The sequence below is a fragment of the Pseudomonas sp. S3_E10 genome, from assembly GCF_054667615.1.
On the sequence record NZ_CP162743.1, the window covers coordinates 436646 to 456678 of the forward strand.

Here is a 20033-nt window from a genome sequence, read left to right on the forward strand (position 1 = left end):
TGAGTCATGTGCTCTTCAGTCCCTCGTTTGGCACTCGCTCCACACCTGACGTATCAGTGCTTTGAGCCTCAACGCCTCGGCCCAGCGATCGCTGATCTCACGCCCATCCGCGCCGGTAATCGCATAAGGCGGCGGGCCCAGTTCGCAGGTGAACGACAAACTCCGCGGGGTATCAGCCCGGGCCAGCCAGTCGTCGATGCCGTAGCGCCACCAACCGGTAAAGCGCTCGACCCAGGCGTGGTGCTGGGGAAACTCAAGCGATACCTGCACCTGCTCGCTGCTGGCCACGCGCCCATGGAAGCCCCAGCTGTGACGCAGGATGGTGCGGATCTGTTCATCGTCCTCAACGGTGCCCGGCTCCGGCAACTCACGCCCGACAACATAGTGCGACAGGTCGGCGAGCAGCTTCAGGTCGGGCATTTGCGCCAGCAGGTCGAGGGTGAACAGCAGGTCGTTGGTCAGCCGATAGCGGTGAGTTTCCAGCAGCACCGGAAAGTCCACCTGCTCGGCCAGGCGTTGCCAGCCTTCGACCAGCCGGGCGGCTTCGGCCTGGGTGCGCGGGCGCACGTCGGCTTGCAGCGTGAGGTGGTGGCAGCCATAACCGCTGATCACATCCAGCGCGGCGGCCAGGTCGTCCACCGTTTGCGGGAACAACTGGCCTTCGACCTGTAAGCCCCGCGATGTGGCGGCGGCGTGCAAGCGCGCCACCTCGGCGGGCCGCCAATAGTGATCGGTGATGCCGTCGAAGCCGGCGGCGGCGATTCGGTCCAGCTGCGCTTCGAGCGGACCGGGTTCGGTTTGCATGGCCCACAGCGATTGAAATACCAGCAATTGGCGCATCGTCAGCCTCGCAGTAACTGTTTAAGGGGCCACTCAGGGTCAGCCAGATGGGCCGCGGTGAGCGGGATCCGAGCACTGATCAGGCGTTCGCACAGCTTGATGTCCTTGGCCACGCTGTTGCCGATGCCCCAGCCGCAGGCACCTTGCAAATGGCCCTCGGTATCGAGGTAAAACAGCAGCAGACCGCCGGCCGGCAGTACGCGACCGGCCGTCGTCGCGGTCATCACGCCCACCGTCTGCAGGCCCCAGTCGTATTGGTCGGACCAGAAACCGGGGATCGCGTCAAAAGCCACTTCACGGCCCAACAGATTCAGCGCCGCATGCCGCCCCTGCGCCTCGGCGTTACGCCAGGTTTCCTGGCGTTGATACTCGCCCCCCTGGCGAAACTCACAGACATCGCCGGCCGCATAGATGTTCGGCGCGCTGGTCCGCAGGTAGGCATCCACGCGAATGCCCTGCCCGACCTCCAACCCTGCGTTGGCAGCCAGTTCGAGATTGGGTTGCATACCGATGCCCACCACCACCAGGTCACAGGGCAACATCTGCCCGTCGACCAATTGCACGGCATCGTCATGGATGGTTTCCAGTGCCACATTCAAACGAACATCGACCCCTTGGCCGCGATGCAGGTCCAACAATGCCTGGCTGATCACCGGCGGCAACACCCGGCCCGCCAGGCGCGGCCCGGCTTCGAGCACGCTGACCTCACAGCCCAGGCTTCTAGCGCTCGCGGCGACCTCTAGGCCGATAAACCCGCCGCCGACAATCACCAGCCGCGTGCCCGGACGCAAGGCACTGCGCAGGGTCAGGGCTTCATCATGGGTGCGCAGGTAAAGCACGTTGGCCTGCGCTTGAGGCAAACGCCGCGCCCTGCCGCCGGTGGCCAGCAGCAACCCGGCATAGGCCAGCCATTGGCCGTCGGCGAGTTGCAGCCGCTGTTGCCGTGGCTGCAACTGGGTCACCGGGTTCCCGGCGATATGTTCGATATTCAACTCAGCCATCCGTGCGCTGTCGCACAGGCTGCAACCGGCCAGGTCCGCGGTGCCCTGCAGCAACCCCTTGGACAGCGGCGGTCGTTCATAGGGCAAGTGCGGTTCGTCGCCGATCAGGATCAGGCGCCCGGTATACCCTTCTTCGCGCAGGGTCAGCGCCGCACGGCCGCCGGCATGGCCGGCGCCGACGATGATCATGGGTGCGCTGATCATCACGCCGTGACCGCGAGCAATACCCGCCCCGCTTCAACGCGCACCAGGTAGGTCTTGAGGTTGACGCACACCGGCGCGCCGAGGGCCTTGCCCGAGCGGTAGTCGAAGCGCCCGTTGTGCTTGGGGCACTCGACCACATGGTCCATCACCAGGCCATCGGCGAGGTGGATTTTCTCGTGGGTGCACAGGCCGGCTGTGGCAAAAAATTCATTGTCGGCGGAGCGGAACACCGCGTAGGTGTGGGCACCGTGATCGAAGCGCAGCACGTCTTCTTCGTCTATTTCGCCCACGGCGCAGACGTCGATCCATTGATCGTTCATGGCGTTATCTCTTGTTTTAAGGAGGATTAGCTAACAGCAGCTTCTGCATGTGTCGGGGCACTGGCAGCCGGTTCTGCCTGGGGGCGAATCGGCCGCTGCACGAAATACGTCGGGTCGCGGCGCTGCTTCAGGATCGTCGGGATGATCTCTTTGTAAGCCTCGAACAGATTGGCGTAGGGCGGCGGGCAGTCGTTGCGGATCTCTTCGTGCAACTGCGCCAGGGCGTGGTACGGCACCATTGGGTACATGTGGTGCTCAAGGTGGTAATTCATGTTCATGTAGATAAAACGCAGCACGCGGTTCATGTAGATGGTGCGGCAGTTGCTGCGGTGGTCGAGCACGTCTTCGGCCAGGCCCACGTGCTGGGTCAGGCCGAACACGTAGCCGAGCCAGGCGCCATAAATACTCGGCAGGCCCACCAGCATCAGCGGCAGCCAGCTGTGCAGGTACAACGCCGTGCCGATGAGCAGCGCATATATACCCACCCAGATCCGCGCGGCGCGGTACACCTTGGGCCACTCCGATTCAGGGATAAAGTCCTGCTCCTGGGCGCTCATTTGGCCGACGGCATGGCGCGCCACACCGCTGAAGGTTTTCCAGGCGAGGGGCAGATTGAACAGGCTGAGAAACATCATCCACAGACTCGGCGGGCGCGGCTCGACGATCTCCGGGTCGCGGCCGACCACGATGGTGTCGGTGTGGTGACGGGCATGGCTCCAGCGCCATACATGCGGTTCGAAAATGCACATGAAGCAGGCGACCTGGTACAGCACGTCATTCATCCAGCGGGTCTTGAACGCGGTGCCGTGGCCGGTCTCGTGCCAGCGCGGGTTGGAGGCGGTGCCGTATAACACGCCATAGGCGAGGAAGAACGGCACGCAGGCCCACGAGCCCCAGAACCAATAGCCGCCAAAGCCGGTGGCAAACAGCGCGATCACCCAGATGGCGGTGTCGAGCAGCGCCGGGCCGTCTCGGCGTTGCATGAGTTCTTTCATGCGTTTACGGGAAATCGGCGACTGGTACCAACTGGCCGAGACCAGGCCTTTTTCGGCCGCGCGGGCAGCTTCGGGGCCGGTCAGGCTGTAGTCGCGCCGGGCGGTTTGGGCGGTGTGTTCAGGCATTGTTATTGTTCTCCGCAAGCGAAAAGTTTCAGATGCGTTGCGAGACCCACCATAGAGTGCGGCCAAATCCCCCTCAAGGCCTTGAATCCATTCCCTATCAAGCTATCATCCAGGCCCAGCGGGGCTTGATAGTTTTCTATCAAGACGCACAAGGGGCCAGCTATGCACACCACCAAACGCCCAACCATCGCCACCGTGGCCGCCCAGGCGGGCCTCAGTGTGGCCACCGTCGACCGCGTATTGAACGCGCGAGCGCCGGTGAACCCGGACACCGCCGAACAGGTGTTCCAGGCCGCCGAAGCCGTGGGCTACTTTGCCGCGCGGCTGATCGGCCAACGCATTCGCGAACGCCGCCCCACCTACCGCTTCGGCATCCTGCTGCTGGGCACGGCGCAGGCGTTCTATGCGAACCTGGCGCAGTCGATCAGCGACGCCGCAGAGCATCACGCCACGGCCAACCTCAGTTGCCAATTCGAATACATCAACGACCGCACCCCAAGCGCCATCGTCGCGCAGATCGAACAATTGGCCGTGCAGTGCGACGCCCTCGCGGTGGTCAGCTTTGCCCACCCGCTGATCAATGCGTGCCTGGCCCAGATCCGCGCGGCCGGCGTGCCGGTGGTGGCGCTGCTTTCGGATATTCATGAGCAGGCCCTGGAACCCTACGTGGGCCAGGACAACCACGTGGTCGGGCGCACCATGGGCTGGTTGCTCGCACGCACGTGCGGCGCGCGCAAAGGCAGCGTGGGGATCCTGCTCGGCGGCCATCGCTTCCTCGGCCACCAGGCACGGGTCGAAGGCCTGCACAGCTACCTGGCCGAACACGCGCCGGGGCTCAAGCCGCTGGAACCGCTGATCAACCTGGACAACTGCGACATTACCGAAGAAGCCACCCTCGACCTGATCAGCCGCCACACCGACCTGCGCGGCCTGTGCGTGGTGGGCGGCGGTGGCGACGGCATTATCAGCGCCCTGGCGCAACTGCCCAAGCGGCCCGCGCTGTGCTGCATTTTGCAGGAGTCCACCGAATTGTCACGCCAGGCGTTGAGCCAGGGCCTGATCGATGTGGTGATGGACTCGCAACCGCGCCAGACGGCGCTGGTACTGGTGCAGTTGCTGGTGGAGTTGCAGAGTGCCGAGGGGTTCGATGCGCTGCGGCATCGGGTGCATATAGCGCCGCAGATTGTTACCTCCGAGAATCTTTAGCGCGCCCGGCACTCGACCTTCAACCCGCCCTCCTCCTGCTCGTGGGTTTCAATCACTACCGGCAGGAAGCGGCAGATCACCGCCATATTGCTGTGCAGATGGTCGCTCATCTGCGGCGTGGTAAAACTGCCACCGCCCGCCAATGCCATCGGTAACAGCAGTTGATCGGCCAGGTGTTCGCCGACCGCCGTGTCGCTGGCCAGCCATTGCAGGGCCTGGTTGATCGCCTCATCGGCCACGGTTTCGGCGCGAACCCTGGCCATGCCAAAGGCGCTGAACACTTCGGTGACGTGCTCGTGTGTGTACTCCAGCATCAGCACATTGCCCGGGCCTTGATCGGGGTCTATCTCGACCGCAGACAACTGCTCCAGGCTGAAGTCCAGTCGCTGGCGTACGCGCTTGAACTCACGCTCGCTCACCTGGGGGGGCAGGCCGGCGCTCAGCGTGGTCGCCCGCGCTTGCAGCAATGTGCCACGCTGCATCAGGTGCAACGGCGCCAGTTCGCCGGGCTGGATAAACGCCTGCAACTCGCCGCCACCGGCCGGGACGAAACCATGCCGGAGCAGCGTCAACTCGACACGCGCGCCCATGCGCCGCAACAACGGCAACCAGGCACGTTGCAAAAAGTCCACTGGCGGCGCCAGCGGGTTATGAGTGCCGCCGCACAGGGTCACGCGGCTGGCGCCCGGTGCCCGCAACAACGCCGGCAACAGCGTTTGCAACACCAGGGTGCAACTGCCCGCCGTGCCAATCGCAAAGCGGTAGTCGCCGCCCTGAATCGGCCCCGGCGCAAAGCGCAGGGTTTGCGATCCCAGCTCAGCGCCTTCCACCCGCGCGCCACACACCTGGGCTGCGGCCAGCACGGCCGTCAAGTGTTGGCGCATCAACCCCGGGCGGCTGCGCCTGGCGCGGATGTTCCTGATGAGCAACGTCCGCCCGGTTACCATCGACAGGCTCACGCCACTGCGCAATACCTGGCCACCGCCGATGGCACCATCCAGTTCAATCACGTCCTGTTTCATAGTCGTCCTTATGCAAACCGTTTGACCGTGTCCCGCAGGTAGCGGTCCAGTCGTTGCGAGTCTTCCCGAGTGCGTGGCAATACCGGTACCTCGCGTTCCAGCTCAGCCACGATGAAGGCATGCAACGCCGGCCGCCGCGGACCATAAGCCGCCTCACCGGCATTGCGTTTGAGCGCCAGCAATGTCGCCACTTCGTCCAACAGAGGCGCGTCGCTCACCGTGCTCAGCAAGTCGGCGAAGGTCATCGGCGGGCGCCCCAGGCCCAGATCGATCCAGCGCACCGCCAGCAACGGCCGCAGCACGTAGAAGTACTTCTTGAAGCGTACCGTTTCGCCTTGCAGGTAACCGCGAAAGTTCTTCCTGGCCATCGACAGGTAGTGATTACGCGCAGCCGGCGGGCTGTAGAAGGCTTCGGCCAACGCCCGCAACTGCGCGGTGGCCTCGGTTTGCTGGCGATACACCAACGGCGAATCCAGCCACTCCAGTAACGTGGGATTGGATTTGCGCAGCAGACCCAAAGTCTTGCGCAGTTCCCAGCCACTCACGTCCAACTCGTCATCCAGCGGACGTTCGATCACGTCGCGCGGCGCATCCACCTGCATGAACCAATCAGGTTTTTCCACATAGACAAAGCGCACATCGTAGTCGCTGTCGGTAGAAGCAAAACCCCAGGCGCGACTGCCGGATTCGCAGGCATACAGCACTTTCACATTGCGCTCGCGCTCTATTCGGTCCAGTTCCTGCGCAACCCGGGCGCGCATGGCGTCGCTCAACGGGTGCCGTTCTTCCCTTTGCATTTCGATTCCTCCGTTTATCCCTTGACGCACACCACCTGATGCAAGGTGTGCAGCACCTGCACCAACTCGCGCTGGGCGTGCATGACGCGGTCGATGTCCTTGTAGGCCATCGGTATTTCGTCGATCACATCGGCGTCCTTGCGGCACTCCACATGGGCGGTCGCGCGGATCTGGTCGGCGACGGTAAAGGTGTTCTTCGCCTTGGTGCGGCTCATGGTGCGGCCCGCACCATGGCTGCACGAGCAGAACGATTGTTCGTTGCCCAGCCCGCGCACGATGAAGCTTTTTGCGCCCATGGAGCCCGGAATAATCCCCAACTCGCCTTTTTTCGCGGAGACCGCGCCCTTGCGGGTCACCAGGATGTCTTCGCCAAAATGCCGCTCTTTTTGCACATAGTTGTGATGGCAGTTCACCGCTTCCAGCGCCACTTCAAACGGTTTGCTGATCACTTGCCGCGTGGCCTGGACCACCGCGCGCATCATTAACTCGCGGTTCTGCCGGGCAAAATCCTGAGCCCATCCCACGGCTTGCACGTAGTCATCGAAGTGCTGGCTGCCCTCATCGAAATACGCCAGGTCGCGGTCCGGCAGGTTGGCCAGGTGCTGACGCATGTCTGCCTGGGCCAACTGGATAAACAGGTTGCCGATGGCATTGCCCACGCCCCGCGAGCCGCTGTGCAACATGAACCAGACACGGTTGGCCTCATCCAGGCACACCTCGACAAAGTGGTTGCCGGTGCCCAACGTCCCCAGGTGTTGGCGGTGGTTGCTGCGCTCCAGTTGCGGGTACTTGTCGGTGATCGCCTTGAAGCGCGGATGCAACGTGGCCCATACCTGATCGGCCTGGGCCGGCACGTCTTCCCACGCGCCTTTGTCACGGCCTTTACGGCTGCGGGTACGGCCATGGGGCACGGCGGCCTCGATGGCACAACGCAGGCCATACAGGTTATCCGGCAGGTCGCCGGCCATCAGCGTGGTGCGCGCGGCGATCATGCCGCAGCCGATATCCACCCCGACCGCCGCCGGGATGATCGCGCCCACGGTGGGAATCACGCTGCCGATGGTCGAGCCCTTGCCCAGGTGCACATCCGGCATCACCGCGAGGTGCTTGAAAATAAACGGCATCCTGGCCGTGTTCATCAGTTGCTGACGAGCTTCGGGCTCCACCGGAACGCCTTCGGTCCAGAGCTTGATCGGTTTGCCGTTGGCGACTTCCAGCAGTTGGTAGGTGTTGTTTTGCATGATCTCGGTTCTTTTCTGAAAAGCCGTCGTTACGGCGTCGTGCTGGTGATAGCAGCAGACGTGCCAGGTTTTACGCTCGGTGTTAAAAAACACGTAATATATTGTTTTATATAACTATTTTTATCCGCAATCTTTTTATCGCTGAAAAACGATGACAAACCCATCCCCCTATTTCTATCCTTACATATCGTTACTTATATTTTGGTCCAGTCATGAAACACAAGCGCACGGTCGCCATCGGATTTATCGGTTCCAAGCTGGATCGCGTCGGCAAGGGCGCCAATCGCTGGAACCACTGGCGCCCCAGCGTCGGGCTGTGCCAGCAGGATGATCTGCAGATCGACCGCCTGGAACTGATCCACGACGTCGACGCCCGCGATGTCAGCCTTGCCGAGCGAGTGCGCGCCGACATCCAGCAGATCTCGCTCCACACCGAGGTGCGCCTGCACCCGATGCCGCTGGCCAATCCCTGGGATTTCGAAGAGGTGTACGGCGCGTTGCACGACTTCACCAGTGCCTACCGCTTCGACACCGAGCGCGAGGATTACCTGGTGCATATCACCACCGGCACCCACGTGGCGCAGATTTGCTGGTTCCTGCTCACCGAAGCGCGCACCTTGCCGGCCCGCCTGATACAAACCTCCCCCAGCCGACGCCTGGATGCCGACGCACCCGCCACCGGCACCCACACCCTGATCGACCTCGACCTGTCGCGCTACGACCGCATCGCTTCGCGTTTCGCCCACCAGCGCCTGGAAGGCCTGGCGTTTCTCAAATCCGGGATCGCCACACGCAACCCTGCGTTCAACGCTTCCATCGAACAGATCGAACGCGTGGCCGTGCGCTCCACCGCGCCGATGCTGTTGATCGGCCCAACCGGGGCCGGTAAATCCTTCCTCGCCCGGCGCATCTACGAACTCAAGCGCAGCCGCCATCAACTGCAGGGCCGCTTCGTTGAAGTGAACTGCGCCACCCTGCGCGGCGATGGCGCCATGTCCGCGCTGTTCGGGCATATCAAGGGCGCCTTCACCGGCGCGCAAAACGCCCGCGATGGCCTGCTGCGCGCCGCCCATGGCGGCATGCTGTTCCTCGATGAAATCGGCGAACTGGGCCTCGACGAACAGGCCATGCTGCTCAAGGCCATTGAAGAAAAACGCTTCTACCCGATGGGCGCCGACACCGAAGTGGCCAGCGACTTCCTGATCATCGCCGGCACCCACCGCGACCTGCGCGGGCGCGTCGTCGAAGGGTTGTTTCGCGAAGACCTCTACGCGCGCATCAACCTGTGGACCTTCGACCTGCCCGGCCTGGCGGGCCGCCGCGAAGACATCGAGCCGAACCTCGACTTCGAGCTGGAGCGCCACGCCCGCGAACAAGGCCGTCGCGTGCGTTTCAATCTGGAAGCGCGGCGCCGCTACCTGGCGTTTGCCTGCTCCAGCGAAGCGGCGTGGCTGGGCAATTTTCGCGAACTGTCCGCCTCCATCACACGCATGGCGACCCTGGCCGACAGCGGGCGTATCGATCAAGCCCAGGTCGAGGAAGAAATACAGCGCCTGCGTTATGCCTGGGGCATCAGCGCACCCCACGCGTGCCTGCCGGCCGACCTGGATCTGTTTGACCAGCTACAACTCAAAGCCGTCATCGACGTATGCCTGCAAGCCGACAGCCTGTCCGATGCAGGCCGACGCTTGTTTGGCGTCTCACGCCAGGCCAAGGCGCAACCGAACGATGCGGACCGGCTGCGCAAATACCTCGCGCGGTTTTCGATTGATTGGAAGCAGTTGAAGCCGTAGCGCAGGTGGTAATCGCGGCGCAGGCGCTCGCTCACGCACCGTATTTTCCATGTGGGGCTAATTGCATTTGGTCATGGCTTGTAAAGGGCCAGCAAGGCGCCTCCCTTTTAATTGCAGGACGTTTCCTAGACAATCTCCGCCGCCTTGTGCCTGTTGCAATCGGTGGCTAGTCTTCGCTGCGTCGCTGGATTTCAGTGATCGGGTTTAGCAGCCTGACGTCAATAGGCACACGGTTCACCTCTGCGTTTTATGGTGGCTGTGCGCGGGGCACCCTCGGGTGCGCTGGTTTTCCTATTGACCGGTCTGCTAACCCGCGTACAGCTGCCACCCTCGTTTAGCAGCGTTGGCGGTAGCTCCCTTGCTCAATAGGAGTTACACAATGAATAAAGTCCTACCCGACCCACCCCGCGACCCCGCCAAAGACCGTGCCGCCTTTAACCGCGCCATCGACCACTATTTGCCCACCCAAGGCTTTCACGCCATCAACGAAGACCTGAGCTTCGAAGATGCTCTGCTCTACACCGCCAGTTTGCTCGACAGTGCTTCGGCAACTGCGCTGGATTGCGGCGAGGCACTCGACAATCCTCAGCGCGCGAAGATTCTGGCGGTGTGGCATTTGCTGGAGATTGCCAGGACCACAGTGGATCGCTCTATCGAGTGCATGAAGCCCTCGGCCTAAACTCAGTTCAAATGTGGGAGGGGCGGTGCGACGATTCGACTTGCTCCCGATTGCGGTGTGTCAGCTCAGTAAATTTCAACTGACCCACCGCTATCGGGAGCAAGCCCCCTCCCACATTGTCCGCGGCAGCCAAGCCACACCGACTCAGGTCGCCAGAGGCCAACCGATGCGCGCGGCACGGCGCAGGCTGGCCTTGACGACCAAGCGGTGAAAGGGGGCGATCACGAAGAGGTAGGCCCGGCCCAGACGGTTGTGGCACTGGACCACGGTTGAAAAAACCAGTTGGCGACTGCCTTCCGCCTCTGCCTCTTCAGAACACAGGATCGATATCCGGAAGTCGAGGTGCATGTCGTCCTCTCCCAACACGATTTCAGTCTGGTTCGTGCTGTAGACCTTGAAGGGGCCAACCCGATCAGCCAGTGATGCCAGATGCCTGGCTGTCTTGAGCCCCAGACACACAACGAGAGTGTCTCGCACTTTCAGGAGCCATCCGATCCAGGACGGCTGGTGGAAAAGGATGAATCGAGCCAGCAAATCCGGGTTGCTCGATGTGCCCACCGGGAGCCGGATCGCAAAAGCGTCTGTCAGGTTCGTTGACGTGTAAAGGTGGGTAATGCCGGACCTCGAGGGGACGGGTACGCACATAATGGGTTCAACTTCGCGGGGCATCGGGATCTCTCCTTAGATCTGACTACTCAATAGGTTTCTTGCTACCCAGCCGGCAGAACCGGGCGCAACGTCGCACGGCGCTTGCCGACATCGAACCAGATCAACCAACCATCCCATCCTATAGTGCGCCGACCGGCACCCGCCAGCGCAGAGTTGCGCCATACCCTCTCATCCGCCCCGAAAATCCCCGGCACTCAACCCAAACCGACTCATCTTGTTATACAGCCCACCCCGCGACACGTTCAGCTGTTGAGCGGCCAGGCGGATATTGCCGCCGGTGTTTTTCAGCGCGGCGACGATGGCGTGCATTTCGTGGCTGCTCAGGTCCTGCGTGGGTTGCGACTCATAGGCACGGACCAGTGGGCGAGGCTTGATGTCCAACGGCAGATCGCCGGGCTGGATCAACTCGCTCATGGCCAGGTTGGTTGCCCGTTCGATGGCGTTTTCCAGCTCGCGCACGTTGCCCGGCCAGGCATGCGCCGAGAGCAAGGCCAATGCCTGCGGCGAAAAACCCTGCACCGATTTACGCAGCGAGCGTGCACAGCGCGTGAGAAAGTGCCGCGCCAGCAGTGGGATGTCATCGCGGCGCATGCGCAGGGGTGGCACGGTCAGGTTCAGTACGTTGAGACGGTAATAGAGGTCTTCGCGGAATGCGCCCTGCGCCACTGCTTGGCTGAGGTTGCGGTGGGTGGCAGCGATGATGCGCACATCCACTGGGCGTGCGCTTTTGGCCCCGACCCGCGCAATCTCGCCCTCTTGCAATACGCGCAGCAGGCTCACTTGGGCGTCGAAGGACATGTCGCCAATTTCATCGAGAAAAATCGTACCGCCATCGGCCAGCTCGAATTTGCCCGCTGAGCCGCCACGGGCCGAGCCGGTGAAGGCGCCCTCGACGTGGCCGAACAATTCACTCTGCACCAGGTCTCGTGGAATCGCGCCGCAGTTGACCGCCACGAACGGGCCGTTGCAACGCTCGCTGGCGTTATGAATGGCCTGGGCGAAGAGTTCCTTGCCGGTGCCGCTTTCTCCCAGGATCAGCGTAGTGGAATCACTGCGGCTGGCGATGCGCGCCAGGTGCAACGCATCCTGGATCGCTCGCGAGGTGCCCTGGATGGTGTCGAACGTATAGCGCGCCTGGGTGCCGACGATACGCCGGGTGATTTCACGGATGCGCCGGTTTTCGCGCAGCGACACAATCACCCCGCCCTGCTCCAGCGGGCACACCGAGACCAGGCACGCGAGTTGGCTGCGGTCATGCAGTTGGAAGGTGCAATCCAGGTCGCGCACGGGCTCACTCAGCGGATCGCTCAACTCACTGCGCCCCAGTCGCTGGAAGGGACTGCCAATCAGCTCCAGCCCCACCCCGAACAACTGACGGGCATAGCGGTTGAGCGCCTTGATGCAGCCGCGCTCATCCAGCACCACGAGGCCTTCATTGAGCACTTCGAGCATGGCTTGCTGTTCTTCGAGCAAGGCTTGCAGGGCCATCTGCCGAGAGACAGCATCGGCCGCCGCCTGCACGGTGCCCAGGGTGTGGAAGTGGAACCAGCCGGGTTCGGCGGTGAGGGTAAGCATGGCCAGGGTCTGGCCCTGGGCATTTTTGATCGGCGCGGCGGCGCAGTGCATGCGGCGCTGGCGCAGGCCGACGGCGAAGTTTTCTTCGGCCAGCACATACACCAGACGGTCTTCGGCCAGGGCCAGCCCGGTGCAGTTGGTGCCTTGTACCGACTCCAGCAAGCGGCTGCCCACCGGCGTGATATCCAGCCCACAGAAATACAAGGTGGTGCCGTCTGCATCGGTGAGGTTGATGTGCCCGCGCGGGTTGTAGGCCAGCAAGCCATGCATGACCTGTGCGGCGGCGGCGATCAGTACGCGGTGGCGGGCCAGGGTGGCAGCCAAGGTTTGCGGCGCAACAAAGCGGTACTGGCTGTCGGCGGGGTCGATAGCGGCCTCGACACTGCGTCGCCAGGATTCCCAGATCACTTGGCGCACGTCGGCCGGGCGTTCGCTGCGGCCCTGCTGGCAATCACGCCACGCCTGCTCCAGCGCGGCAACCGGGCCGTCGTTCAACGCGGCCGGCCCCAGGGTCGTGAGGTAATCGAGGTCTTGTACGCTGAAGGCCAGGCTCATCCGATGCGTCCATGTTCATGTTTTTGACATGTCAGTATAGGCATGTCATCAAAATGAACATATTTTGTTTAATCGATTTTAAAAACACAATAAAATCAATGCGTTATCAATTGGCACAGCCTTTGCTCCCTCCTCTTTGCCCATCAGGATCGTCCTGAGGTCAACAATAAGAAGGGGTTACCACATGAGTACACAGAACATCCGCCTGGGCCTGATCGGTGCCGGTCGCATGGGCAGCTTCCACGGCCTGACTGCGGCGCGGCATATTGTCGGTGCCCGCCTGACAGCGATCGCCGACCCCACCCCCGGTCAGGCCGCGCGCTTGGCCGCTGAGCTGGGCGTGGACAAGGTCTACACCGACCCACAACAGTTGATCGACGACCCGGACATCGACGGCGTCATCATCGCCGCCCCTGCCCGCAGCCATGCCGAGCTGGTGATCAGCGCCGCCCGCGCCGGCAAGGGGATCTTCTGCGAAAAACCCATGGCCATCACCCTCGATGAAGCCGACCGCGCCATCGCCGCCGCCGCCGATGCCCGCGTTCCGTTGCAGGTCGGCTTCAACCGGCGCTTCGCCAAGAGCTTCCGCACGGCCCACCAAGATGTGCTGGCCGGGCGTATCGGTACACCGCAATTGCTGCGTTCGCTCACCCGCGACCCGGCGCTGAACAACCCGGCCGCGTCGCCACAATGGGTGATCTTCCTGGAAACCCTGATCCACGACTTTGACACCCTGCGCTACCTCAACCCCGGCGCCGAGGCGGTGCAGGTCCACGTGATGGCCGACGCGCTGATCGCCCCGGACTACAAAAGCAAAGGCTTGCTCGACACCGCCGTGGTCACGATCCGCTTCGACAACGGTGCGATTGCCACCGCCGAGGCGAATTTCCAGGCCGTGTATGGCTACGATGTGCGTGGTGAAGTGTTCGGCAGCGCCGGCATGCTCACCATGGGCGGCGTGCAGGAGTCCGACCTGGTGCGCTACCTGGCACCGGGCATCCAGGCCGACACTCAGCGCCTGGACACCGACCTGCTGCGCGACGCCTACGTCGCCGAGCTCAACCACTTTGTCGATTGCCTGCGCAGCGGCGCCAAGCCCTTGGCCAGCGGCGAAGATGCGCGAGCGGCGCTGGCGATTGCGCGCGCCTGCATCGAGTCCTATGAGCAAGGTCAGGCGGTGACCCTGTGATCCCGTTCAAGCTGGCGATCAGTGCCGAGATGGTATTTCTCGACCTGCCCTTCGTCGAACGCGTCAAACGCATTCATGCACTGGGTTTTTGCGCCGAAATCTGGAGCTGGACCGACAAGGACATCAACGCCCTCGCCGCCACTGGCGCCGATTTCACCTCGATGACCGGCTATATCAGCGGCACCCTCACCGACCCCGACGGCATCCGCCGCTTGCTCGACAGCGCCCGCGAATCCTTAAGCGTTGCCGAGCGGCTCAACTGCCCCAGCCTCAACCTGCACGGCACCGGCCTGGGTGACGACGGCCTGCCGGTGCAGCCCGTCAGCCAGACCACCGGACGCATGTGGTTGAGCGCCTGCAAGACCCTGGAGAAAATCGCGCGACTGGGGGAAGACGCCGGCCGCGTATTCCTGCTGGAAAACCTCAACACCGCGGTCGACCACCCCGGCACCCCGTTCGCCCGCGCCGACGACACCCTGGCGTTGATCGAAGCCGTGGGCAGCCCGCACCTGAAAATGAACCTGGACCTGTACCACGCGCAGATCGGCGAGGGAAACCTCATCGAACTGATCCAGCGCGCGGGCCCTGCCATTGGTGAAATCCAGGTGGCCGATGTACCGGGGCGCAAAGAACCCGGTACCGGCGAAATCCATTACCCGACCATTGCCAGGGCCTTGCATCGCATCGGCTACAACGGCGTGGTCGGCCTGGAAGGCTGGGCCAGTGGCGACAGCGAACTGGCCCTGGCGCGTTTCCGCCAAGCGTTCACCCTATAACAACAAAAGGAACACCCCCATGCCTCGCTATTCATTGCTCGTTGCCACTCTGTTACTGCTGTTCAGCCAATGGACCTTCGCCGGTTATCACATCGGCGTCAGCATCGCCAAGGTCGACGATAACTTCATGACTTACGTGCGCACCGGCCTGGAAGCCGCCGCCAAGCAGCAGGATGTACAGATCCAGTTCGAAGATGCCCAGGGCGACGTGGTGCGCCAACTCAACCAGGTCGAGGGTTTTCTCAACCAGAAGGTCGACGCGGTGATCGTGCTGCCGGTGGACACCTCCGCCACCGCCAACATGACTCGCGCCGCAGTCGCCGCCAAGACGCCGCTGGTGTACGTCAACCGCCATCCGGATGAACGCACGCTGCCCAAGGGCGTGGTCACCGTGGCCTCCAATGACATCGAGGCCGGGCAGTTGCAGATGCGCTACCTCGCCGAAAAGCTTGGCGGCAAGGGCAATGTGGCGATCATCATGGGCGACCTTGCGCAGAACGCCACCCACGACCGCACCGAAGGCGCCAAACAGGTGCTCAAGGACTTTCCGGGGATCAAAGTAGTGGAGCAGCAAAGCGCCGAATGGCAACGCAGCAAAGGCATGGACCTGACCAGCAACTGGCTGCTGGCGGGGGCGCAGTTCGATGCAATCATTGCCAACAACGACGAAATGGCCATTGGCGCGGCCATGGCCTTGCAGCAATCCGGCAGGGCCAAGGGCGAAGTGGCGATTGTCGGTATCGATGGCCTGCCCGATGGTCTGGCGGCGGTCAAACGCGGGATGCTGGCGGCGTCGGTATTCCAGGATCCCAAGGCCCAGGCCACCCAAGCGGTGGCGTCGGCGATTAGGATGATCAAGGGTGAACCGATCGAAGCCGAAGTTTGGGTACCGTTCGAGCTGATCAAGCCCGAACAGGTGGCGGTGTTCGAGCAACGCTACAAATAAACGGGTATACACCGCTCCAAATGTGGGAGGGGGGCAAGCCCCCTCCCACACTTGAATCTCAGTCAGTCCAGATCACTCGCGTCATGCCGCTCGGCCAACTGCTCTGAAAGCTCGCCCGACACCCGGTTAACCCGGCGCCCCCGCTGCACCGCCGGTCGCGCGTCAATCGCATCCGCCCAGCGCTGCACATGTGTGTACTCATGCACCGATAAAAATTCCGCCGCGCCATACAAGCGGCCTTTGACCAAGCCACCGTACCAAGGCCAGATGGCGATGTCGGCGATGGTGTATTCGTCACCGGCGATGTATTCGCTGACTGCCAGACGCTTGTCCAGCACATCCAACTGGCGCTTGGTCTCCATGGCAAAACGGTTGATCGGGTACTCCATCTTGCTCGGCGCATAGGCGTAGAAATGCCCGAAACCACCGCCCAGGTACGGCGCGCTACCCATCTGCCAGAACAGCCACGACAAACACTCCGCACGTGCGGCCGGTTCCTTGGGAAAGAACGCGCCGAATTTCTCGGCCAGGTATTGCAGGATCGCGCCGGACTCAAACACGCGAATCGGCGTGGCGCCGCTGTGATCCATCAAGGCGGGGATCTTCGAGTTGGGGTTGACCGCCACGAAGCCACTGCCGAACTGGTCGCCGTCGCCGATCTTGATCAGCCAGGCGTCGTATTCAGCGCCCGCGTGGCCCAGGGCGAGCAGTTCTTCGAGGAGGATGGTGACCTTCTGCCCATTGGGCGTGGCCAGGGAATAAAGTTGCAACGGGTGCTTGCCCACCGGCAGCGCCTTGTCGTGGGTGGCGCCGGCGATGGGCCGGTTGATGCTGGCGAAGGTGCCGCCGCTTTCGGTGTCCCACGTCCAGACGGCGGGAGGTACGTACTCGGTCATGCTCACTGCTCCTGAGGCGATCAACGAAGCGCTCCAGACTAAACCAAAGACTCGCTGTGCGGGAGCCCGCTGAATCAGCACCGCTCCCACACTCGCTTGCAGGGTCTGGAAAGTCGCGCGCTACACCCAGCCGCCGTCGACGATAAAATTCTGCGCCGAACACATCGCCGAGGCATCCGAGGCCAGAAACAACGCCATATTGGCGATATGTTCCGGCATGACACTGCCGGGCATGCACTGGCTGCGGGCGATCAGCTCCTTGGCCGCATCATCTACCCACATGGCCAGTTGTTTTTCGGTCATCACCCAGCCGGGCACCAGCGTATTGACGCGGATATGGTGAGGCCCCAGCTCCCGTGCCAGGCCGCGGGTCATACCGTGCGCGGCGGCCTTGCTGGCGGCGTACACCGGGTAACCGGCGGAGGCCATCATCCAGCCGACCGAACCCAGGTTGATGATCGAGCCGCCGCCGGCGCCTTTCATCATGGGCACCACCGCCTTGGCGGCAAAAAATGCGTGCTTGAGGTTGACCGCAATCAGCTGGTCGAACATCTGCGAGTCAACGTCTTCCAAGGTATGGCGCACGTCGTTCGCCGCGTTGTTGACCAACACCGTGATCGGCCCCAGCGACTGCTCAAACCGCGTGATTGCCGCCCGAAAGCCAATTTCGTCGGTGATGTCGCAGCATACGAATTCCACCGTACGCCCCTGTGAACTCAACAGCGCCGCCAGGCGTTCGCCCTGGCTTTGTGCGCGGTCCACAAAGGCCACCTTGGCGCCTTGCGCGGCAAAGGCGCGCACCATGAATTCACCGATACCCGAGGCGCCCCCGGAGATCAGTACGGTCTTGCCTTCAAGGTCGGGATAAACAGCCTGTGCAGTACTCATATAACGGTGCCTCGATCAATTAGTCTTATTTTATTTTACGAAATCGGCGTTTAAGGCTATAAATTCGCTGTCACACCGACAAAATATCGCTATTAGTAGAACTATTCCACTCAAAACAACAAAAGGAAGTTCGACCATGAAGCACCCTCGATACCTGCTCTCGGGCCTTGCCATGTCCATGCTGATCGCCAGCGGCGGCGCCCAGGCGGCAGGGCTCAGCAGCGAGCACAAGCCTTTCGGTAAAACCAACGACGGCACGCCCGTCGAACAGTACATCTTGCGCAACAGCCATGGCATGCAAGCCACCGTCATCACCTACGGCGGCGTACTGCAGTCGCTGAAGGTGCCGGACAAACACGGCAAGGTCGACGATGTGGTACTCGGCTTCGACGACGTACAGGGCTACCAGGCCGGTACGGCGTTTTTCGGCGCGACCATCGGGCGCTTCGGCAATCGCCTGGCTGGCGGCGCCTTTGAGCTCGACGGCAAACGCTTCCAGGTGCCGCTCAACGACGGCCCCAACGCATTGCATGGCGGCGCGCAGGGCTTCGACAAGCATGTATGGAAAGCCGAGCCGATCAAGGGCAAGGACTCGGTTGGGGTCACCCTCACCTACTTGTCCAAGGACGGTGAGATGGGCTTCCCCGGCAACCTGAAAACCGAGGTCACCTACAGCCTCAACGACAAGAACGAACTGCACATCGACTACAAGGCCACCACCGACAAACCCACGGTGCTCAACCTGACCAACCACAGCTACTTCAACCTGGCCGGCGCGGGCAATGGCGACATCCTCAAACAGGTTGCCACCTTGCATGCCAGCCACTACACGCCGGTCAATGCGACGCTGATTCCTACCGGCGAACTCGCCCCCGTCAAGGGCACGCCGATGGATTTCCTCAAGCCCACGCCGATCGGCCAGCACATCAAGGACGATCATCCGCAGCTCAAATTCGCCGAACCGAAGCAAGGCGGGTTTGACTTCAACTGGGCGCTGGACACCAAGGGCGACGTGAAAAAGCTGGCCGCCGAAGTGCATGACCCGGAGTCCGGCCGGCGCTTGCAGCTCTACACCAGCGAACCGGGGGTGCAGTTTTATACCAGCAACTTCCTCGATGGTTCGGTGAAGGGCAAAGCAGGCAAGACTTACCTGCACTGGAGTGGGTTTACGCTGGAGACCCAGCACTATCCGGATGCGCCTAACCAGCCCAGCTTTGCATCAACTCGCTTGAACCCAGGGCAGACCTACACCCAGAACACCGTCTTCAAGTTCAGCGCCGAGTAAAACTGTGGGAGGGGGCTTGCTCCCTCCCACCTTTGCCCCTCACAGGGCTTTTGATCAGCGTTGTTTCATACGGTCGATGACCACCGCCAGCAACAGGATCGAACCACGGATCACGTACTGATAGAACGTGTCGATGTTCTTCAGGTTCATCGCGTTCTCGATGATCGCCAGGATCAGTACCCCGGCAATCACATGGCGGATCATGCCGACCCCGCCGCTCAACGACACACCGCCCAGCACGCACGCCGAGATCACCGTCAGCTCGAAGCCCTGGCCGATCATCGGCTGGCCCGAGGTCATGCGCGACGCGAGGATCACCCCGGCCAGCGCGCCGATCAGACCGTGCACAGCAAAGATCAGGATCTTGGTGCGATCAACGTTGACCCCCGCCAGCAATGCTGCTTCCGGGTTGCCGCCGATGGCCATGGTGTTGCGCCCGTAGGTCGTGTAGTTGAGCAGCCAACCGAAGAACAGGAAGCACAGGATGGTGATCAGGATCGGCACCGGCACGCCGAACAACTGGCCGTTGCCGAAGATGAAGAACTGGTCCTGGGACACGCCCACTGCCTTGCCGTCGGCAAAAATGTAAGCCAGGCCGCGCACGATCTGCATGGTCGCCAGGGTGGTGATCAGCGCATTGACCCGCAGCTTGGCAATGACGATGCCGTTGATCAACCCGACGATCAGGCCCATCCCCAGCGCCGCGCCGATGCCGAGCATGACGCTGTCGGTATCGCGCATGACAATGGCCGCGACCACGCCGGCGCAGGCGATCACCGAGCCCACCGACAAGTCGAAATGCCCCGATGCCAGGCAAAACAGCATGGTGCACGCCGCGATGCCCACGGTGGACACCGCCAGGCCCAGCCCGCGCATGTTCAGCGGCGAAAGGAAGTTATCGATCAGCAAGGCGCACAGCACAAAAATGCCCACCGCCGCCAGCAGCATCGCCCAGTTGTCGAGCAGCGCGCGCATATCCAGGGGTTTGCGTGCGGTTGGCAACGCGTTGTTTTGAGTGGTCATGGTCTTC

19 protein-coding genes are annotated in these 20033 nt (G+C 62.3%); 7 read left to right on the plus strand and 12 right to left on the minus strand.

Annotation, left to right across the window (positions count from 1 at the left end; genetic code table 11):
• Nucleotides 1-15: 15 nt before the first annotated feature.
• From AB4N98_RS01710 to AB4N98_RS01725, 4 genes are read right to left on the minus strand one after another with little or no spacing between them, the layout of a single operon-like run.
• Nucleotides 16-840, minus strand: coding sequence for a sugar phosphate isomerase/epimerase family protein (locus tag AB4N98_RS01710; RefSeq protein ID WP_065878528.1), 825 nt, complete (start codon nucleotides 838-840; stop codon nucleotides 16-18).
• A 2-nt stretch (nucleotides 841-842) separates the two neighbouring features.
• The gene (locus AB4N98_RS01715) at nucleotides 843-2045 is read right to left on the minus strand and encodes an NAD(P)/FAD-dependent oxidoreductase (RefSeq protein ID WP_068932213.1); all 1203 of its coding nucleotides are present in this window, start codon (nucleotides 2043-2045) and stop codon (nucleotides 843-845) included.
• Complete coding sequence (locus AB4N98_RS01720) at nucleotides 2045-2365, minus strand: MocE family 2Fe-2S type ferredoxin (protein ID WP_460060425.1); 321 nt, start codon at nucleotides 2363-2365, stop codon at nucleotides 2045-2047. The genes AB4N98_RS01715 and AB4N98_RS01720 overlap by 1 nt, the downstream gene beginning before the upstream one ends.
• Before the next feature lie 26 nt (nucleotides 2366-2391).
• The gene (locus AB4N98_RS01725; protein ID WP_017530211.1) at nucleotides 2392-3486 is read right to left on the minus strand and encodes a fatty acid desaturase family protein; all 1095 of its coding nucleotides are present in this window, start codon (nucleotides 3484-3486) and stop codon (nucleotides 2392-2394) included.
• A 162-nt stretch (nucleotides 3487-3648) separates the two neighbouring features.
• Between AB4N98_RS01725 and AB4N98_RS01730 the strand changes: the two genes are divergently transcribed.
• Entirely contained in the window at nucleotides 3649-4692 is a 1044-nt protein-coding gene (locus tag AB4N98_RS01730; RefSeq protein ID WP_017530209.1) for a LacI family DNA-binding transcriptional regulator, read from the plus strand.
• On the opposite strand, the gene rtcA is transcribed toward AB4N98_RS01730, so the two are convergent.
• Genes rtcA through AB4N98_RS01745 form a run of 3 tightly spaced genes read right to left on the minus strand, consistent with a single transcriptional unit; the run spans nucleotide 4689 to nucleotide 7752 of the window.
• Nucleotides 4689-5714: an RNA 3'-terminal phosphate cyclase gene (gene rtcA / locus AB4N98_RS01735; protein ID WP_065878524.1), complete on the minus strand. Its 1026-nt coding sequence runs from the start codon at nucleotides 5712-5714 to the stop codon at nucleotides 4689-4691. The two genes, AB4N98_RS01730 and rtcA, sit on opposite strands and share 4 nt — an antisense overlap.
• Nucleotides 5715-5722: 8 nt before the next feature.
• A complete protein-coding gene (locus AB4N98_RS01740) occupies nucleotides 5723-6511 on the minus strand; it encodes a nucleotidyltransferase domain-containing protein (RefSeq protein ID WP_017530207.1) in 789 nt (262 codons plus the stop codon).
• 14 nt (nucleotides 6512-6525) lie between these two features.
• Nucleotides 6526-7752, minus strand: coding sequence for an RtcB family protein (locus AB4N98_RS01745; RefSeq protein ID WP_368949657.1), 1227 nt, complete (start codon nucleotides 7750-7752; stop codon nucleotides 6526-6528).
• Nucleotides 7753-7964: 212 nt separating this feature from the next.
• On the opposite strand from AB4N98_RS01745, the gene rtcR reads away from it, so the two are divergent.
• Together rtcR and AB4N98_RS01755 are read left to right on the plus strand one after the other, a co-directional pair.
• Complete coding sequence (gene rtcR / locus AB4N98_RS01750; RefSeq protein WP_460149185.1) at nucleotides 7965-9545, plus strand: RNA repair transcriptional activator RtcR; 1581 nt, start codon at nucleotides 7965-7967, stop codon at nucleotides 9543-9545.
• 379 nt (nucleotides 9546-9924) lie between these two features.
• Nucleotides 9925-10224 carry a DUF6124 family protein gene (locus AB4N98_RS01755; protein WP_003173369.1) on the plus strand — a complete coding sequence of 100 codons (300 nt, stop codon included), beginning with the start codon at nucleotides 9925-9927 and terminating at the stop codon, nucleotides 10222-10224.
• A gap of 144 nt (nucleotides 10225-10368) precedes the next feature.
• On the opposite strand, the gene AB4N98_RS01760 is transcribed toward AB4N98_RS01755, so the two are convergent.
• Entirely contained in the window at nucleotides 10369-10893 is a 525-nt protein-coding gene (locus AB4N98_RS01760) for a DUF2867 domain-containing protein (protein WP_003173368.1), read from the minus strand.
• A 168-nt stretch (nucleotides 10894-11061) separates the two neighbouring features.
• Nucleotides 11062-13023 (minus strand): sigma-54 interaction domain-containing protein, encoded by a 1962-nt coding sequence (locus tag AB4N98_RS01765; RefSeq protein WP_460149186.1) that lies wholly within the window; start codon nucleotides 13021-13023, stop codon nucleotides 11062-11064.
• 184 nt (nucleotides 13024-13207) lie between these two features.
• Here AB4N98_RS01765 and AB4N98_RS01770 point away from each other — a divergent pair, with 184 nt between their 5' ends.
• The 3 genes from AB4N98_RS01770 to AB4N98_RS01780 are packed head-to-tail and all read left to right on the plus strand — an operon-like array spanning nucleotide 13208 to nucleotide 15934.
• A complete protein-coding gene (locus AB4N98_RS01770; protein WP_460149187.1) occupies nucleotides 13208-14212 on the plus strand; it encodes a Gfo/Idh/MocA family oxidoreductase in 1005 nt (334 codons plus the stop codon).
• A complete protein-coding gene (locus tag AB4N98_RS01775) occupies nucleotides 14209-14988 on the plus strand; it encodes a TIM barrel protein (protein ID WP_017530199.1) in 780 nt (259 codons plus the stop codon). The genes AB4N98_RS01770 and AB4N98_RS01775 overlap by 4 nt, the downstream gene beginning before the upstream one ends.
• A gap of 19 nt (nucleotides 14989-15007) precedes the next feature.
• On the plus strand, nucleotides 15008-15934 hold the full coding sequence (locus AB4N98_RS01780) for a sugar ABC transporter substrate-binding protein (RefSeq protein WP_017530198.1): 927 nt from the start codon (nucleotides 15008-15010) through the stop codon (nucleotides 15932-15934).
• A gap of 62 nt (nucleotides 15935-15996) precedes the next feature.
• On the opposite strand, the gene yghU is transcribed toward AB4N98_RS01780, so the two are convergent.
• Nucleotides 15997-16830 carry a glutathione-dependent disulfide-bond oxidoreductase gene (yghU, locus tag AB4N98_RS01785; RefSeq protein WP_065878518.1) on the minus strand — a complete coding sequence of 278 codons (834 nt, stop codon included), beginning with the start codon at nucleotides 16828-16830 and terminating at the stop codon, nucleotides 15997-15999.
• A 120-nt stretch (nucleotides 16831-16950) separates the two neighbouring features.
• Nucleotides 16951-17718, minus strand: a complete 768-nt coding sequence (locus AB4N98_RS01790; protein WP_068932207.1) for an SDR family NAD(P)-dependent oxidoreductase — start codon at nucleotides 17716-17718, stop codon at nucleotides 16951-16953.
• A gap of 136 nt (nucleotides 17719-17854) precedes the next feature.
• Here AB4N98_RS01790 and AB4N98_RS01795 point away from each other — a divergent pair, with 136 nt between their 5' ends.
• Complete coding sequence (locus AB4N98_RS01795) at nucleotides 17855-19003, plus strand: aldose epimerase family protein (RefSeq protein ID WP_017530195.1); 1149 nt, start codon at nucleotides 17855-17857, stop codon at nucleotides 19001-19003.
• Between the two features lie 54 nt (nucleotides 19004-19057).
• Here AB4N98_RS01795 and araH read toward each other — a convergent pair whose 3' ends face one another.
• Nucleotides 19058-20026 carry an L-arabinose ABC transporter permease AraH gene (gene araH / locus AB4N98_RS01800; protein ID WP_017530734.1) on the minus strand — a complete coding sequence of 323 codons (969 nt, stop codon included), beginning with the start codon at nucleotides 20024-20026 and terminating at the stop codon, nucleotides 19058-19060.
• Nucleotides 20027-20033: the final 7 nt, after the last annotated feature.

Bases quoted from the DNA above. Each gene is read 5' to 3' on its own strand.
- AB4N98_RS01710 (WP_065878528.1), bottom strand. From the start codon at position 840: ATGCGCCAATTGCTGGTATTTCAATCGCTGTGGGCCATGCAAACCGAA.
- AB4N98_RS01715 (WP_068932213.1), bottom strand. From the start codon at position 2,045: ATGATCAGCGCACCCATGATCATCGTCGGCGCCGGCCATGCCGGCGGC.
- AB4N98_RS01720 (WP_460060425.1), bottom strand. From the start codon at position 2,365: ATGAACGATCAATGGATCGACGTCTGCGCCGTGGGCGAAATAGACGAA.
- AB4N98_RS01725 (WP_017530211.1), bottom strand. From the start codon at position 3,486: ATGCCTGAACACACCGCCCAAACCGCCCGGCGCGACTACAGCCTGACC.
- AB4N98_RS01730 (WP_017530209.1), top strand. From the start codon at position 3,649: ATGCACACCACCAAACGCCCAACCATCGCCACCGTGGCCGCCCAGGCG.
- rtcA (WP_065878524.1), bottom strand. From the start codon at position 5,714: ATGAAACAGGACGTGATTGAACTGGATGGTGCCATCGGCGGTGGCCAG.
- AB4N98_RS01740 (WP_017530207.1), bottom strand. From the start codon at position 6,511: ATGCAAAGGGAAGAACGGCACCCGTTGAGCGACGCCATGCGCGCCCGG.
- AB4N98_RS01745 (WP_368949657.1), bottom strand. From the start codon at position 7,752: ATGCAAAACAACACCTACCAACTGCTGGAAGTCGCCAACGGCAAACCG.
- rtcR (WP_460149185.1), top strand. From the start codon at position 7,965: ATGAAACACAAGCGCACGGTCGCCATCGGATTTATCGGTTCCAAGCTG.
- AB4N98_RS01755 (WP_003173369.1), top strand. From the start codon at position 9,925: ATGAATAAAGTCCTACCCGACCCACCCCGCGACCCCGCCAAAGACCGT.
- AB4N98_RS01760 (WP_003173368.1), bottom strand. From the start codon at position 10,893: ATGCCCCGCGAAGTTGAACCCATTATGTGCGTACCCGTCCCCTCGAGG.
- AB4N98_RS01765 (WP_460149186.1), bottom strand. From the start codon at position 13,023: ATGAGCCTGGCCTTCAGCGTACAAGACCTCGATTACCTCACGACCCTG.
- AB4N98_RS01770 (WP_460149187.1), top strand. From the start codon at position 13,208: ATGAGTACACAGAACATCCGCCTGGGCCTGATCGGTGCCGGTCGCATG.
- AB4N98_RS01780 (WP_017530198.1), top strand. From the start codon at position 15,008: ATGCCTCGCTATTCATTGCTCGTTGCCACTCTGTTACTGCTGTTCAGC.
- yghU (WP_065878518.1), bottom strand. From the start codon at position 16,830: ATGACCGAGTACGTACCTCCCGCCGTCTGGACGTGGGACACCGAAAGC.
- AB4N98_RS01790 (WP_068932207.1), bottom strand. From the start codon at position 17,718: ATGAGTACTGCACAGGCTGTTTATCCCGACCTTGAAGGCAAGACCGTA.
- AB4N98_RS01795 (WP_017530195.1), top strand. From the start codon at position 17,855: ATGAAGCACCCTCGATACCTGCTCTCGGGCCTTGCCATGTCCATGCTG.
- araH (WP_017530734.1), bottom strand. From the start codon at position 20,026: ATGACCACTCAAAACAACGCGTTGCCAACCGCACGCAAACCCCTGGAT.